Origin of the sequence: Dietzia psychralcaliphila (assembly GCF_003096095.1) — a bacterium.
GTDB lineage: Bacteria > Actinomycetota > Actinomycetes > Mycobacteriales > Mycobacteriaceae > Dietzia > Dietzia psychralcaliphila.
The window spans coordinates 2,919,173-2,934,022 of sequence record NZ_CP015453.1; the positions used below are offsets into that span (position 1 = coordinate 2,919,173).

The following is a 14,850-nucleotide window of genomic DNA, read 5'->3' on the forward strand; positions in this document are numbered from 1 at the left end:
GCGGAGGGGCATGACGGTGACGACCACCGCCCTGTAGACGACTGTCTACACAAGACGACTGTAGACGATCGTCTACAGTGGAGGCCATGGAACGCCCGACACCGGACCGGCCCGTCGGACGCGACGCTGTTCGCCGCGCCGTACTGGGCACCGCCCGCCGACTCTTCGCGGCACGTGGACCGCGCGCCTCGCTGCGAGAGGTGGCCGAGGCCGCGGGGGTCAACCTCGGTCTCATCCACCGGCACGTCGGCAACAAGGACGACCTGCTCTCCGCCGTGCTCGAGGAGGGTCTGCGCCACGGCACCGCCAGACTGGGCTCCCGCGACGACGCGGGCGACGCCCTCAGGTCCATGCTGCTGGGCGCCGCGGCCAACCCGGACTTCAGTCGCCTCCTGGTGTGGCTGTCGCTGGACCCCGGCGCGGTGGGGCGACCACTCCTGGACACCTCGACCCGGCCCGCCCGGGCGGTCGCCCGCATGACCGACCCGCCACCGGCGAGTGACCTGCACCTCGCACTGGCACTCACCGTCGTCTACGCATGGCCGGTGCTCAGCGAGCAGATCCTCGACGTGCTCGAGCTCGCGCCCGCCGAGCGCGATGGGGTCGATTCGCGGATGGCGGACCTGTTGGCCGAGATCGTGACGGGTTCTGAACCCGGGTCGGCGTCCGGGCCGGGATCCGGGTCAGGATCCGGGTCGGGGGGATGACGATGGGATCGTGCTGCGCCCCCACCGGACCGCGACCGTCCCTCCGTCCGGACGCGCCCACCCGCGTGGATCCGGTACCCAGAGTGCGGGCCGGAGCCGCAGCCGGCCGCCCCCGCCGACAGGTGCTCGTCCCGGGCGGCCGCTTCGTGATGGGCGACCACTTCGACGAAGGCTATCCGGACGACGGGGAGCTGCCGCTCCACGAGGTCCGGCTCCACCCATTCCTCATGGACGAGTGCGCGGTCACCAACGCCCAGTTCGCCACGTTCTGCAAGCAGACCGGGTATGTGACCGAGGCGGAGCAGGTCGGGGTCTCCCCCGTGTTCCACCTCGCCGTAGAGGCCGCGCCGGCTGATGTACTGCACCGGCTGGACACGACCCCCTGGTGGCTGGCGGTCCGCGGCGCGGACTGGAGGCACCCGGCGGGTCCCCGATCCTCGATAACCGAGGTGCAGAACCATCCGGTCGTCCACGTGTCCTGGAACGACGCGACGGCCTACAGCGAATGGGCCGGAGCCCGCCTCCCCACCGAGGCGGAATGGGAGTATGCGGCGCGGGGCGGACTCGAGGGCGCCCGGTTTCCCTGGGGTGACGAACTCACCCCGCGGGCACGGTGGAATCTCAACGTCTGGCAGGGCGCGTTCCCCACTCACAACACCCTGGAAGACGGCTACCTCACCACCGCTCCGGTTCGGGCGTTCCGACCCAACTCCTACGGGCTGCGGCAGATGGTCGGGAACGTCTGGGAGTGGTGCTCGGACGTGTTCGACCCCCGGTGGTATCGGATCTCCGGTGTCGACGACCCGCTGGGCCCCGGCTCCGGTCAGGGACCGGACGGCGGGACATGGCGGGTGATGAGGGGAGGCTCCTACCTCTGCCACGACTCCTACTGTTACCGCTACCGGGTCTCGGCCCGGTCGGCCAACACCACCGACTCAGCGACTGCCAACCTCGGATTCCGGTGTGTCCGCGACGTGTGAGGACGGTGCGGCGGGCACGTCCCGCGTCCCGACCCCGGCCCTCAGGGCGGCCTCGGTCATGTCGAACAGGTGGGCCACCACGTCCTCGAACCGGGTGTTGACCACGGTGTTGCGGGCGTCCCGGCGGTCCTCGTACACCGCCAGCGCCCCGGTGAACATCTGGGTCGCCAGGTCGATGCGCTCGAAGGCCACCCGTCGCGGCAGGTGGGAGAGCACGTCGATCAGCCGCACCACCACGTCGTCGGTGGCCGTGCGCAGGTCCGCCTCCGGGATCCCGGGCGCCATGACCGGGCCGACGCGCTGCAGGAAGCGGGCATAGTAGGTGGCCTCGGGCTGAGCGCGGAGGAGCTCGACAATCGGCTCGAAGAGCACCTGCACGAGGGTGGAGAGGTCGGCGCCCAACCCCTGCTCGTCGGCCGCCGCCAACCGCTTCTGCCGCTCGGCATCCAGCGCCACGAGCCGTCGACGCAGGACCTGCAGGATGAGCCCGTCGCGGCTACCGAAGTGATACTGGACCGCCGAGTTGTTGCGCTGACCGGCGGCCGTGGCGACGTCGCGCATCGACACGTCGTCGAGACCCCGCTCGCCGATCAGCTTCTCGGCGACCTCGATCATCGCCGTCTTGGCGTCCCTGTTGTCCTTGACCTCCGTGGAGGCACCGTCGCGGCCCTGGGTAGGGACCTCGCCGCGATCAGATTTTCGCTGCACCGGGACTCCACTTCCTTCCTGCCGCCTCGCCGAGCTGGTTGAAGCTCAACACGGTGAGGAACAGCACGATCGCCGGCACTCCGACGAGGTAGGGATACCGCTGGAAATCGGATTGACCGGCACTGATCATGTTGCCCCACGTCGGCTCCGGCCGGGGAATGCTCAGCCCCAGATAGCTCAGTGAGGCCTCGGCGACGATTAGTACGGCGACGAGCATGAAGCTGTACGAGAAGACCGGCTGGACGATGTTCGGCGTGACCTCCCGCAGCATGATCCGCAGTTCGCCCGCCCCCAGCGACCGGGCCGCGGTGACGAACTCGCGACCGGCGAAACTCATCGCGTTGGCCCGGACGAGCCGCGCGTAGGCCGGAACCACCATGATCCCGAGGGCGAGGGTGATGTTGGGCAGCGTCGGGTCGAGCACCGTGACGATCGCGATGAGCAGGATGAGCGACGGGAACGCCAGCAGGGTGTCGGTGATGATGGAGACGATGCGGTCGGTCCACCCGCCCCGGTAACCGGCCACCAGGCCGAGCGCACCACCGATCAGGGCGCCGACCAGAACACCGCCGATACCCACGACCAGGGAGACCCGGGCGCCGTAGAGCAGGCCTCCCAGGATGTCCAGGCCCTGGCTGTCGGTGCCGAGGGGGTGCTCCGACAGCAGATCGGGAGCGAGGGTGGACGGGGTCATCAGCGCCAGGGACGGATCGCGCGCCTCGCTCAGCGGTAGGAAGTCCACGACCAGCGCACCCAGGACGATGATGATCGTCCAGCCGAGGGCCAGTGCGGTGCCGAGTCCGGATATCCGCGGCATCCGCGGTCGCCGGCGCACCGGGGTGGCCGCGGCCACGGTGGGGTCCGTGATGACGGGGGCGGTCGAGCTGGGGCCACCGGCTGCCGCATCGGCGGGGGTGGCCCCGGGACGGGTGGCGTCGGCGCGATCGGCGTCGGAGCGGTCGGCGTCGGAGCGGGTCGATTCGGTGTCAGCCACGGCGGATCCTCGGGTCGATGAGTGCGTACGTGACGTCGACGGTCATGTTGACCAGAACGTAGAACACGGCGATCACGATCACCCCGCCCAGTACGACGGGCAGGTTGTCGTTCTGTACGGCGTCGACGATCATGCTGCCCATCCCGGGGAGGTTGAACAGCCGCTCGACCACCACGGTCCCGCCGATGAGGCGGCCCAGGCTGATCCCGGCCAGCGTGATGATGGAGACCGTGGACGGCCGCAGTGCCTCCGCGACCAGGACGTGCCGGGTGGGCATGCCCTTGGCGCGAGCAGAGAGGACGAAGTCCTGCTGCAGGGTGGAGATCATGTCGGTCCGCAGGACACGCGTGAAGATCGCGACCTCCATCAGCGCGAGCGTGATGGCCGGCAGGGCGATGCTCCGCAGGTTCTCACCCAACCCGTCGGCCAGCGGCACGTAGCCCTGCCGCGGGAACTCGGGGAGGAACAGGGCCAGCAGTGCCAGCACCGCACCCACGGCGAAGCCACCGAGCAGGGCACGACCCCACATCACCCCGGGCGCGCCGCGTCCGCCGCGCCTGCCGAGCGGGGACAACGCCACCGCCAGGCCGATCACCACAGCCGCGCCGAGGATCAACTGCTGCGCCAACGAGTGGTTGAACACCAACAGGTAGATCAGCAGCAGGCCGGCCACGAAGCTGGGGACCGAGATGAACGCGAACGCCACGATCGAGGCCACCTGGTCGAACACCCCGCCGCGGCGGTAGGCCGACCACACGGCGACGGGCACCGCGATGGCCAGGGACAGGATGATCGACAGGAACGCGAGCTGCATGGTGACCGGCAGTGCGTTGCCGATCATCTCAGACACGGACTGGTTGGGCGGGATGAGCGAGTTGCCGAGATCGCCGGAGGCCAGCCCCCCGACCCAGTCGGCGAACCGGGTCCACACGGGCTTGTCCAGCCCCAGCTCCTCCCTCGCCAACTGATATTGCTCCGCGGTGGCCCCTGGGCCGACGGCCGAGGCCGCGGAGTCACCCGGCACCGCCTCCATGAGGAAGAACGCGCCGGTCGCGGCGAGTACGACGACGACGACCGCGTGTAGAGCGCGTTCGCCTATGAACCTGAGCACGTAGAGACCCTTCGATTGAGACACCGCCTAAGGCGGTTGCTTACTCGTCTTGACGTAGACACCATATGCCGTGATACTCGTCACAGCAAGACGGATTAAGTAGATGACTTAGACCGGACCATCACACCAAGGAGGCTGTCATCGCCGCCGCACCACCCCGCAGAACCGTGTCGTCGAACGACCGGGACGACCTGCTGCTCGAGGTCCGGAACCTCCGCACCCACATCGACACCCCCGGTGGACGCATCACGCCCGTCGACGGGGTCGACATCTCCCTCCGACGCGGCGAGACCATCGGCATCGTCGGCGAGTCCGGCTCGGGCAAGTCGATGCTCGTCCGCTCGATCATGGGCATCGCCCCCACCACCGCCCGGGTGGATCCCGCGTCGACGGTCCGCTTCGACGGCCGGGACGTCCTGGCACTGTCCCAGCGCGAGGCGCAGAAGTTCTGGGGCCGCGAGATCGCCATGGTCTTCCAGGACCCGCTCACCTCGCTCAACCCCATCCGGACCATCGGTCGGCAGATCATCGACCCGCTGCGGCACCATCTGGGGCTGAGCCGCCGGGAGGCAGCCGACCGCGCGGTCGAGCTCCTCGAACGGGTCCGCATCCCCTCGCCACGGAACCGGCTCAGCGAGTACCCCCACCAGCTCTCCGGCGGAATGCGCCAGCGCGTGGGAATCGCGATCGCCCTGTCGTGCTCTCCCAAGCTGCTCATCGCCGACGAGCCCACCACCGCGCTCGACGTGACGGTGCAGCACGAGATCCTGGACCTCCTCCACGGGCTGCAGGCCGACGGGGACATGGCGATGATCCTCGTCAGCCACGACCTCGCCGTGGTCTCGCAGCACACCGACCGGATCGGGGTCATGTACGCCGGGCGGTTCCTCGAGGTGGGCGACACCCGGGCGCTGCTCGACGAGCCCGCGCACCCGTACACCGGGGCGCTGCTGGACTCGATCCCGCGGCCGGACCTGCCGCCGCACACCCGACTCACCGTGATCGAGGGCCGTCCGCCGAACCTGCGGGAGATGCCCCCGGGATGCCGGTTCGCCCCGAGGTGCCCACGGGTGGCGGACGACTGCCTCGTCGTCGACCCCCCTCTCGAAGATCTGGCCGCCGGCTCCACCGCCCTCCCGACGGAGACCGTCGTCCACCGCGTCGGATGCCTCCATCCCACCGTCCCCGCCCACCACCGCACCAGCAGCGAGGCCTCATGACCGGCTCCAGTCAGAACGTCGCCGACGCGCCCACCCCGCCGGACGCGGGACGGCCCGGGGACGCCAAGCTCGTCGTCGACCACGTGACCGTGGAGTACCACACACGCAAGGGCACGGTCCACGCCGTCTCGGACGTCTCCCTCGACGTCCCCCGCGGTAAGACGTTGGCACTGGTCGGCGAATCCGGCTGCGGCAAGTCCAGCCTCGGCCGGGCGCTGCTCCAACTGCCCCGGCCCACCTCCGGCCGCGTGGTCGTGGACGAGACCGACCTGTGCTCGCTGTCCGGGGCGTCGCTCAAACGGGCCCGGAAGATGATCCAGATGGTGTTCCAGGACCCCGTCTCCTCCCTCAACCCCCGCCGGAAGGTCCGGGACATCGTGGCGGAGGGCCTGGAGATCCAGGGCACGGACGGGGGCCGGGAGGAGATCCGGCGCCGCGTCGACGCGGCCCTCGAGGCGGTGGGCCTGGACCCCGAGCACGCCGGCGACCGACGCCCGTCGGAGTTCTCGGGTGGCCAGTGCCAACGCATCGCCCTGGCCCGGGCACTGGTACTCGAGCCCGAGGTGCTGGTGTGCGACGAGCCGGTCTCCGCGCTCGACGTCTCCGTCCAGGCGCAGATCCTCAACCTGCTCGAGGAGATGAAGGAGCGCTACCGGCTGACGATGGTCTTCATCTCGCACGACCTGTCGGTGGTGCACAACATCGCCGACCAGGTGGCCGTGATGTACCTGGGCACGGTGTGCGAGGTGGCCGACACGTCGTCCCTCTACCGGGCGCCCGCCCACCCGTACACGATGCTGCTCATCTCGTCGGCTCCCACGCTCGGCGGCACCCTCGCGGACACGCTCGGCGAGTCGCCGATCACCGCCACGAGTTCGGAGCTGCCCTCCCCGCTCGACCCCCCGTCCGGCTGTCGCTTCCGTACCCGGTGCCCCCGGGCCACCGAGATCTGCGCCGCCGAACGCCCACAGCTGACCGTCATCGCACCCGGCCACCAGGTCGCGTGCCACCACCCTCTCGAGGAGAACCGATGAAGCGCACCACCAGCGCCCTGGCCGTACTAGCGGCGGCCACCCTGACCCTGACCGCATGTGGCGGAGGCGGGGACGACTCGTCAGCTGCGGCCGGCGGGGAGGGCCTGGCGCCGGACCAGTCCGAGCGCTGCACCGAGGACCGCGCCGGCGGCACGATCACCGTGGGCGAGTTCTCCATGCTCCCCAGCTTCGCGCCCGGCCAGGGCCAGTACGGCGTCCGCGGCGGCGCCCAGTCGGCGGCCGTCTACGACCGACTGATGGTGTGGAACCCGGAGGCCGAGGAGTTCGAGCCCAAGCTCGCCGAGTCGCTGGAGTCCAACGACGACAACACCGTGTGGACCCTGACGCTCCGCGACGGCGTGACCTTCTCCAACGGCGACCCGCTCACCGCCGAGGACGTCGCGTTCACGGTGGGCCTGCACAAGGATCCCGCCACCCGGTCGGTCGCGATGACCGACGCGATGCAGATCGAGGACGCCCGGGTGGTGGACCCGCTCACCGTCGAGTTCACGTTGGCCAACCCGTGGTCCGGGTTCCCCGTCGCGCTCGCCGGGACCGTCGGTGAGGTCATCCCGCAGGACGCCTACGAGGCAGCCGACCCGCAGGAATGGGCCAGCAATCCGATCGGCGCCGGCGCGTTCACGCTCGCCAGTTACACCCCGGACCAGGAGGTCGTGCTCGAGCCCAATCCGGAGTACTACGGCGGGCCCGTCTGCCCGACTCTCAAGTTCATCCGCATCCCCGGATCCCAGGGCACCTACGACGCGTTCCAGACCGGCGAGGTCCAGGTCGGGTTCCTGCGCGGCGCCACGTTCGTCAACATGGCCCAGAGTGACGACGTCCGCGGCTTCGAGGAGATCATCAGCTCCGGCTCGGTGCTCAACATGAACTCGGGCAAGGCGGGTTACGACGGCGTCCTGACCGACGTCCGTGCCCGCCAGGCCGTCGCGGCCGCGATGGACCGCGACCTGTGGAACCAGCGCCTGTACGACGGCGAGGGTCAGCCGACTTCAGCGCTGGTCGCCGAGACCTCCCGTCTGTACGACGGCCAAGAGGGCCCGGCGTACGACGTCGACGCGGCCAAGGCAATCGTCGAGGAGCTCAAGGCGGACACCCCGGACTGGGATGGCACCCTGCGCATGCTCATCTCCGACGGCCCCGAGAACATCGAGGCCGGGGTGGTGGCCAAGGCGTTGTTGGACGCGGCCGGGTTCAACGTCGTGATCGAGAACGCCCCTGTCTCGCAGGTCACGGCGCGCCAGTTCACCGGTGACTACGAGATCGTGATCGGTGGACTGTCCACCACGGACGCCGATCTGGCATCCACCTTCGCCAGCGCCATGCTCCCCGACGGTGCGACCAACCTGACCGGGATCGACGACCCGGAGCTCACCGCGGCCGTCAACGACCTCAAGGCCGCTGCTGACGTCGACGCCCAGAAGGAGGCGCTCACCCGCCTCCAGGAGGTCTTCAACGAGGTGCAGCCGTTCACCGTGATGGCCAACGCCGAGCAGTACGTCACGGTCTCCGACACCGTCGGCGGACTCACCCCGACCGTGGCCTCGACGGTCCTCTACGACGGCGCCTACGTGCAGGAGTGACACCTGATCGGAAGTGACACCGGTCCAGGAGTGGTTCCTGACCAGGAGTGATCCCCGCCGGCCGTGACCGGCAGACCCCACTCCGCCCCACGGGCCCCGGGCTCTCGCCCTTCGGCGAGGCCGCCCGGGGCCCCCCTTTGCCTTCACGACCTCCACGCGCACACCTCCACGTGCACCACCGACCATGCGGAGGGTCGCCATGCCCACCGCTCCCCCATCCCACCCACCAGATCCACCAGGAGAACAGATGACCCGCGCCACCAGCGCCCTGGCCGTCCTCGCCGCGACCACCCTCGCCCTCACCGCCTGCGGAGGCGGTGACACCCAGTCCACCGGATCCGCGTCCGGCGCCACCGCCCCGGACCAGTCCGAGCGGTGCACCGAGGACCGGGTCGGCGGGACCATCACCGTGGGCGAGTACGCCATGCTCCCGACCTTCGCGCCCGGCCAGGGGATGTTCGGTGTCCGCGGGGCCGCCGAGTCCGCCGCGGTCTACGACCGGCTCATGCGGTGGAACCCGGAGGCCGAGGAGTTCGAGCCCAAGCTCGCCGAGTCCCTCGAGTCGAACGACGACAACACGGTCTGGACGCTGACGCTGCGCGACGGGGTCACCTTCTCCAACGGTGACCCACTCACCGCCGAGGATGTGGCGTTCACCATCGATCTGCACAAGGACCCGGCCACGCGCTCCAACGCCATGACGGACGCGATGCAGGTCGAGCAGACCCGCGTCGTGGACCCGCTCACCGTCGAGTTCACTCTCGCCGAATCCTGGGCGGGCTTCCCGATCCTGCTCGCCGGCGCTGCCGGCGAGGTGATCCCCGAGGCCGCCTACGAGGCCACGGGACCCGAGGACTGGGCGCGCGATCCGATCGGTGCGGGTGCGTTCACCGTGGCGTCCTACACCCCGGACCAGGAGGTCGTGCTGGAGCCCAATCCGGACTACTACGGCGGTCCGGTCTGTCCCACCCTGCGCTTCATCCGCATCCCCGGCTCCCAGGGCACCTACGAGGCGTTCCAGACCGGGGAACTGCAGGTGGGCTTCCTGCGCGGGGCCAAGACCGTCACCGCCGCCCAGGACGAGGGCGAGCAGGGGTTCGAGGTGATCACCAGTGCGGGGTCGATCGTCAACCTCAATGCCGGCGCGGCCGGATACGACGGGGTCCTCACCGATGAGCGGGCCCGCCGGGCCTTCGCCCACGCCCTCGACCGAGACCTGATCGACCAGCGTCTGACCGGCGGGCTCGGACAACCCACCGCCGCGCTCATCGCCGAGTCCTCGCGCTTCTTCGACGGTCTCGAGGGACCGCAGTTCGACGTCGAGCAGGCGCGGACCCTCGTCGACGAGGTCAAGGCCGACCGGCCCGAGTGGGACGGTTCCCTCACGTTGCTGGTGGCGGACAGCCCCGAGAACATGGAGACCGGTGTGGCGATCAAGGCGTTGCTGGACGCCGCCGGCTTCGACGTGACCATCCAGAGCGCGCCCGTGGCGCAGGTCGTCGCACGGCAGTTCACCAGCGACTTCGAGGCGGTCGTGGGCGGGCTGTCACCGTCTGACGCCGATCCGGCGTCCACCTTCGCCAGTGCCATGACCCCCGGCGGATCGCTCAACCTCTCCGGCGTCGACGATCCCGAGCTGACCGCTGCGGTCACGGCGTTCAAGGCGGCGCCGGACCTGGAGTCGCAGAAGGAGGCGCTGGACGCCCTGCAGGAGGTCTACAACCGCGTGGTGCCGTTCGCGGTGATCGCCAACGCGGAGGAGTACGTGGTGGTCGACGGTTCCGTCAGGGGCGTCGCGCCCACCCTGTTCTCGACGATGATGTTCGACGGCGCCTACGTAAAGCAGTGACCGACGGCTGAAGGCCCCGGGTCCCCGCCGTGACGGCGGGGTCCCGGGGCCTTCGCGGTATGTCACACCACGTCCTGCCTCACCAACCGGTTCTCACCAACGGGTGCTCACCAACCAGTGAAACCCGGGGCGACCGTCGGCCACGGTGCTGCGGCCTCGAGTTGGCCCGACAGCCTCAGCAGGATGTCCTCCCGGGCGTAGTCGGCGACCAGCTGCACCCCCACCGGCATGCCCCGGGCGTCGGTGCCCGCCGGCAGGGAGATCGCGGGCTGGCCTGAGAGGTTGAACATGCTGGTGGCGGCAGAGAACGTCGACGACCGCGTCCACATGGAGCCCGGGTCGGTGACGTCGAGGAAGCCCAGCTCCGGGGTGGTGGCCGGCATCGTCGGCAGCAGGAGCGCGTCGACGCCGGCGTCGTGGAACAGTTCGGCGATCCGCCAGCCGGTGCGCTGGGCCGTCTGCAGGGCGCGGGCCACGCGCGGCGCGGTCAGCGAACCGGCGTTGTCGAGGATCGCCAGGGTCCACGGTTCCAGGTCGCCCTCGCGGAGCTCCCGGCCCAACGCGGCGAGCCGGTCCTCGACGCTCGCGCGCAGGCTCGCACCCATGATGTCGCCGAGGGCCGTCATCGACTCGATCACGTCGATGCCCAGCTCCACCTCGGTCAGCTGGTGCCCGAGTCCGGACAGGTGAGACGCCGTCCGGTCCACGGCCGCCGAGCACTCGGGGTCGGTCGGGAACGGACCCGGGGCGGTGCGCATCACCCCGATCCGCAGGACCCCTGGGTCGATCCCGACCTCCTCCACGAACGGCCGCTGCGGGGTCGGGGCACCGTAGGCGTCACCGGGCACATGGCCCGCCACCGCGTCCAGCAACGCCGCGCTGTCACGGACGGAGGTGGTCACGGCGTGGTGGTACGAGATCGGCGCCGCGAGCGCGGCGGGATGTGGCCAGGTCGGGACCCGACCCCGGCTGGGCTTGAGCCCGACCAACCCGCACATCGCAGCGGGGATGCGGATCGACCCTCCGCCGTCCGTGGCGTGCGCGACCGGCACCATGCCCGACGCCACCGCCGCCGCCGACCCGCCGCTGGAGCCCCCGGTAGAGCGCGAGGTGTCCCAGGGGTTGCGGCAGGGCCCGTACAGGAGCGACTCGGTGGTGGTGGTCTTGCCGAGTTCGGGCACGTTGGTGGTGCCCAACACGACCATGCCCGCGGCCTTGTACCGCCGGACGACAGCGCTGTCGACGGTCGCGACGACGTCGGCGAACAGCCGGGAACCGTCAGTGGCGGGCTGCCCCGCCACGTCGGTGCCGAGGTTCTTGATGGCGATCGGCACGCCACGGAGCGGGCCGTCCGGCAGACCGGCCGCCACCTCGGCCCGGGCCTCGTCGAACCGGGTGGAGACGATGGCGTTGAGTGCCGGATCGAGCGACTCGATCCGGCCGATCGCCTGCTCGAGCACCTCGGCGGGGTCTGTGCTGCCGGAGCGGACGTCCGCTGCCAGCGCGAGCGCGTCGCGCCGGGGCGGGGTGGGGGTGTCGTTCACGGTGGGGCCTTTCGGGACGGGGCACCGGAGGTGGCGGGGTGGTGGGCGGGGACGGGGGTCAGCCCCAGCGGGACTGTCCGCCGTCGAGGGGGATGGTCGCCCCGCTGAGGTAGGAGGCCTCGGACGAGCACAGCCAGGCCACGGGACGGCCGATGTCCTCGAGGGGGTCGCCCACGCGGCCCGCGGGGATGCTCGCCACGAACTCCTCGGCCTCTTCGGGGTTGTTCTCCATCCACCAGTCCAGTCCGGGGCTGTGGGCGTGCGGCGCCACGTTGAGGGCGCGGATGCCCTCGGCCGCCCACTCGTAGGCGGCGGCGCGGGTCAGGGCGCGCACTGCCTCCTTGACGGCGGAGTAGACGCCGTAGTTTGCGGCGTCCCACCGGACGGCGGCGGCGGTCACGAGGTTGATGATGGTGCCGCCACCGCGCTTGGCCATCTCGGGCCGGGCCAGCTTCATCAGGCTCAGGGAGACGCGGGGGCCACCCTCGAAGGCCTTGCGGAAGTCGTCGTCCGGGTAGTCGGACAGCGGCAGCGGCATGGCCATGTTCGCGTTGTTGATGAGGATGTCCACTCCCCCGAAGCGCTCGACGGCCGTGGCGATGATCGTCTCCGGTGCGCCGTCGGTGATGATGTCCGCCGACAGGGTGTCGGCGGTCCCCCCGGCGGCGTGGATCTCCTCGGCGACCTTCTCGAGCTTGCGCAGTTTGCGGCCGACCAGCAGGACGGAGGCGCCCGACTCGGCGAGCCCGAGCGCGATGCCGCGGCCGACTCCCTGCCCGCCGCCGGTGACGATGGCGACCTTGCCGGCCAACCGGTTCTCGCGTGCGGCGCCCGGTTCCGCAGCGGCCACGGGGTTCGGCGTCACGGGGGTCGAGGTCACGGGGTTCGAGGTCACAGCGCCGGCGTTCTCGGCGCCGGCGTTCTCGGTGTTCTGTGCGGTGGTGTCGGTCATGGGGTCCTCCGGGGTCGGTGCGGGAATCTGTGGAAGTCGGATCGGGGCGCCGCGGCGATCATGCCGTGGCGAAGGTGACGAGGCCGGCGATCACCACGAGGGAGATCACGGCGGAGCGGAACACGTGGGTGGGCAGGCGCATGGCGATGCCGATTCCGAGTTGGTTGGCCAGGACGCCGACGACGGTGCAGGACACGATCATGGGCAGCAGGGCGTGGACATCGATCTCGGTGCCCGACCACAACAGCGCGAGGGAGACCAGGCTGGTGATGACGAAGTACCCGGCGAGGTCGGCGATGAAGCCCATCGGCGGCAGCCTGGCCCGGCTGAGCAGCAGGACGACCGGCGGCCCGTTGAGGGACGTGGTGGTGGAGAAGTACCCGCTGATCGCCCCGGTGAGGGCGGTCGCGATCGTGGAGGGCGGCCGGGGTGACCTGGCCGCGGGCAGCGCCATCGCGACCCCACACAGCACGGTGATCGCACCGGCCGCCGGTTTGAGGTGTTCCTCGGGGAGGAGGTTGACCGTCTGCACGCCAAGCCAGGCCCCCGGCACGCTCGCCAGTCCCAGCACCGCCACGCGCCGCCAGTTGATGTGATCGCGCAACTGCACGGTGACGCCCACCCTGGTGACCAGGGCCACGACCAGGTTCACCACGACCGTCTCGGCCAGGCCGATCCCCGCCATCAGCATCAACGGAGTGGCGAGGAGGGAGGTGCCGAATCCGGTGGCACCTCCGACCACCGAGGCCGCCGCCACGCACAGCACCGCGATGACGGTCAGCTCCACGCGTCACCGCCACGGCCCCTGTGGCGGCCCCTGTTCCGGCCACCGTCACGGCCACACTCGCGCCGGGTCGGGATCGCACCGTCCGTCCGCGCCGTCACTGCCCGCCGGCGGGGGCGAGGTGATTGTCGGTGAGCTGGAAGCTCGGGACGTCCTTGAGGTTGATCATCGCCTCGTAGGTGCGCTTGTAGCCGGTGCTCGTGATGACCCAGCGCCCGTCCTGGCGTGCGTAGGTGTCCTCGTAGAAGGCGCTGCCGAAGATCATCGTGTCGAAGGCGGGGACGATCACCCGGTCCTGCAGGTACCAACGACCGGTGGCGGTGTCGCCGTCCACCTCGATCTCGGGGTGGTGGGCCTGGTGCTCGGTGATCACGTCGTCGGTCATCTGCCCCTTGAGCCCCGCCACCACCTCGTCCCGGCCGGTGTACGACAGCCGCTTGCCGTAGGAGGCCGAGACCTCGGGCGCGAGGGTCCCGGCGAGCTCGTCCCACAGGCGCAGGTCCACGCAGCGCAGGTAGCGGTACTTCAGTGACTTGATCGCGTCGACGTCGTCGCGGCGGTCGTTGGTGGTCATCATCGGGCCTTTCGAACGAGTTGCGGGGCGCGTAATCCACACCCGTCAACCAGACTGTAGTCAATTGTGTACAGTTTGGGAATGGAAAGCGAGAACCGATCCGACGACGACGAGGACGGCCTCCCCGGACCGCCCCCGCCCGACTCCGCCCCCACCCGGGCTCCCGGCGCCGACTCCGCCCGGGCACACGGTGCCGCGCGAGCCCGCCCGACGGGCCGCGACGAGGTCCGCTCCGCCGTCCTGCGCGAGGCCCGGCGACTGCTGTCCGAGCGGGGCCCCCACGTTCCGCTGCGCGATATCGCGGACGCCGCGGACGTCAACCTCGGGCTGATCCACCGGCACGTCGGCCGGAAGGACGCCCTGCTGACCACCGTCATGCAAGAGGCGGTTCGCCTCGGCGCCGCGCGGCTCGAGCACCTCGACGATGCGGGCGAGGCCGTGCGCGGCATGCTGCTCGGCTCCACCGCACACCCGGAGATCAGCCGGCTCCTGGCGTGGTTGGCATTGGACAGCGAGGCGGCGTTCCCGCCGATGGTCGACCCCGCCGAACGCCCGGCCGCCGCCCTGAGGCGGATGACCTCTCCCCCTCCGGCCGGGGACGTCGAGCTACTGCTGATCTTCACCGCCGTCTACGCGTGGCCGGTGTTGCGGGGCGCGCTACTCGACACCCTCGACATCCCCGCCGACCGGCGGGAGGACATCGACGAACAGCTCGCCGACCTCCTCGCCCGCGTCGTGACAGGACAAGGCTGAGTAGTCAGAGGCTGATCGGCCGGGCACGCAGCGGACAGA

Annotated in this window: 14 protein-coding genes; 7 read left to right on the forward strand and 7 right to left on the reverse strand. The window is 70.5% G+C overall.

Features of this window, described 5'->3' with window-relative positions:
* The first annotated feature begins 86 nt into the window (after positions 1–86).
* Together A6048_RS13465 and A6048_RS13470 are read left to right on the forward strand one after the other, a co-directional pair.
* Positions 87–707: a TetR/AcrR family transcriptional regulator gene (locus A6048_RS13465; RefSeq protein ID WP_107746631.1), complete on the forward strand. Its 621-nt coding sequence runs from the start codon at positions 87–89 to the stop codon at positions 705–707.
* Positions 704–1,687 (forward strand): formylglycine-generating enzyme family protein, encoded by a 984-nt coding sequence (locus tag A6048_RS13470; RefSeq protein WP_107745974.1) that lies wholly within the window; start codon positions 704–706, stop codon positions 1,685–1,687. Before A6048_RS13465 ends, A6048_RS13470 begins: the two co-directional genes overlap by 4 nt.
* On the opposite strand, the gene A6048_RS13475 is transcribed toward A6048_RS13470, so the two are convergent.
* The 3 genes from A6048_RS13475 to A6048_RS13485 are packed head-to-tail and all read right to left on the reverse strand — an operon-like array spanning position 1,643 to position 4,500.
* Positions 1,643–2,395: a TetR/AcrR family transcriptional regulator gene (locus A6048_RS13475; protein WP_235027258.1), complete on the reverse strand. Its 753-nt coding sequence runs from the start codon at positions 2,393–2,395 to the stop codon at positions 1,643–1,645. The genes A6048_RS13470 and A6048_RS13475 overlap by 45 nt on opposite strands.
* The gene (locus A6048_RS13480) at positions 2,379–3,389 is read right to left on the reverse strand and encodes an ABC transporter permease (protein WP_235027257.1); all 1,011 of its coding nucleotides are present in this window, start codon (positions 3,387–3,389) and stop codon (positions 2,379–2,381) included. Before A6048_RS13480 ends, A6048_RS13475 begins: the two co-directional genes overlap by 17 nt.
* Positions 3,382–4,500 carry an ABC transporter permease gene (locus tag A6048_RS13485; protein ID WP_107746628.1) on the reverse strand — a complete coding sequence of 373 codons (1,119 nt, stop codon included), beginning with the start codon at positions 4,498–4,500 and terminating at the stop codon, positions 3,382–3,384. The genes A6048_RS13480 and A6048_RS13485 overlap by 8 nt, the downstream gene beginning before the upstream one ends.
* A 167-nt stretch (positions 4,501–4,667) precedes the next feature.
* Here A6048_RS13485 and A6048_RS13490 point away from each other — a divergent pair, with 167 nt between their 5' ends.
* The 4 genes from A6048_RS13490 to A6048_RS13505 all read left to right on the forward strand — a co-directional run bounded on the left by A6048_RS13490 (position 4,668) and on the right by A6048_RS13505 (position 10,204).
* A complete protein-coding gene (locus tag A6048_RS13490) occupies positions 4,668–5,720 on the forward strand; it encodes an ABC transporter ATP-binding protein (RefSeq protein WP_235027255.1) in 1,053 nt (350 codons plus the stop codon).
* Entirely contained in the window at positions 5,717–6,754 is a 1,038-nt protein-coding gene (locus A6048_RS13495) for an ABC transporter ATP-binding protein (RefSeq protein ID WP_107745972.1), read from the forward strand. The genes A6048_RS13490 and A6048_RS13495 overlap by 4 nt, the downstream gene beginning before the upstream one ends.
* Complete coding sequence (locus A6048_RS13500; protein WP_107745970.1) at positions 6,751–8,355, forward strand: ABC transporter substrate-binding protein; 1,605 nt, start codon at positions 6,751–6,753, stop codon at positions 8,353–8,355. Before A6048_RS13495 ends, A6048_RS13500 begins: the two co-directional genes overlap by 4 nt.
* A gap of 247 nt (positions 8,356–8,602) precedes the next feature.
* Positions 8,603–10,204, forward strand: a complete 1,602-nt coding sequence (locus tag A6048_RS13505; protein WP_107745968.1) for an ABC transporter substrate-binding protein — start codon at positions 8,603–8,605, stop codon at positions 10,202–10,204.
* A gap of 107 nt (positions 10,205–10,311) precedes the next feature.
* Here the strand turns inward: A6048_RS13505 and A6048_RS13510 are convergent, their stop codons facing one another.
* From A6048_RS13510 to A6048_RS13525, 4 genes are all read right to left on the reverse strand, one after another.
* A complete protein-coding gene (locus A6048_RS13510; RefSeq protein WP_107745966.1) occupies positions 10,312–11,748 on the reverse strand; it encodes an amidase in 1,437 nt (478 codons plus the stop codon).
* A gap of 58 nt (positions 11,749–11,806) precedes the next feature.
* Positions 11,807–12,700 (reverse strand): SDR family NAD(P)-dependent oxidoreductase, encoded by an 894-nt coding sequence (locus tag A6048_RS13515; RefSeq protein ID WP_107745964.1) that lies wholly within the window; start codon positions 12,698–12,700, stop codon positions 11,807–11,809.
* Between the two features lie 58 nt (positions 12,701–12,758).
* Positions 12,759–13,487 carry a sulfite exporter TauE/SafE family protein gene (locus A6048_RS13520; RefSeq protein WP_107745962.1) on the reverse strand — a complete coding sequence of 243 codons (729 nt, stop codon included), beginning with the start codon at positions 13,485–13,487 and terminating at the stop codon, positions 12,759–12,761.
* Between the two features lie 94 nt (positions 13,488–13,581).
* Positions 13,582–14,058 carry a nuclear transport factor 2 family protein gene (locus A6048_RS13525; protein ID WP_107746626.1) on the reverse strand — a complete coding sequence of 159 codons (477 nt, stop codon included), beginning with the start codon at positions 14,056–14,058 and terminating at the stop codon, positions 13,582–13,584.
* An 81-nt stretch (positions 14,059–14,139) separates the two neighbouring features.
* Between A6048_RS13525 and A6048_RS13530 the strand changes: the two genes are divergently transcribed.
* Positions 14,140–14,811: a TetR/AcrR family transcriptional regulator gene (locus tag A6048_RS13530; RefSeq protein ID WP_107745960.1), complete on the forward strand. Its 672-nt coding sequence runs from the start codon at positions 14,140–14,142 to the stop codon at positions 14,809–14,811.
* Positions 14,812–14,850: the final 39 nt, after the last annotated feature.

Bases quoted from the DNA above. Each gene is read 5' to 3' on its own strand.
- A6048_RS13465 (WP_107746631.1), top strand. From the start codon at position 87: ATGGAACGCCCGACACCGGACCGGCCCGTCGGACGCGACGCTGTTCGC.
- A6048_RS13505 (WP_107745968.1), top strand. From the start codon at position 8,603: ATGACCCGCGCCACCAGCGCCCTGGCCGTCCTCGCCGCGACCACCCTC.
- A6048_RS13530 (WP_107745960.1), top strand. From the start codon at position 14,140: ATGGAAAGCGAGAACCGATCCGACGACGACGAGGACGGCCTCCCCGGA.
- A6048_RS13500 (WP_107745970.1), top strand. From the start codon at position 6,751: ATGAAGCGCACCACCAGCGCCCTGGCCGTACTAGCGGCGGCCACCCTG.
- A6048_RS13470 (WP_107745974.1), top strand. From the start codon at position 704: ATGACGATGGGATCGTGCTGCGCCCCCACCGGACCGCGACCGTCCCTC.
- A6048_RS13525 (WP_107746626.1), bottom strand. From the start codon at position 14,058: ATGACCACCAACGACCGCCGCGACGACGTCGACGCGATCAAGTCACTG.
- A6048_RS13515 (WP_107745964.1), bottom strand. From the start codon at position 12,700: ATGACCGACACCACCGCACAGAACACCGAGAACGCCGGCGCCGAGAAC.
- A6048_RS13495 (WP_107745972.1), top strand. From the start codon at position 5,717: ATGACCGGCTCCAGTCAGAACGTCGCCGACGCGCCCACCCCGCCGGAC.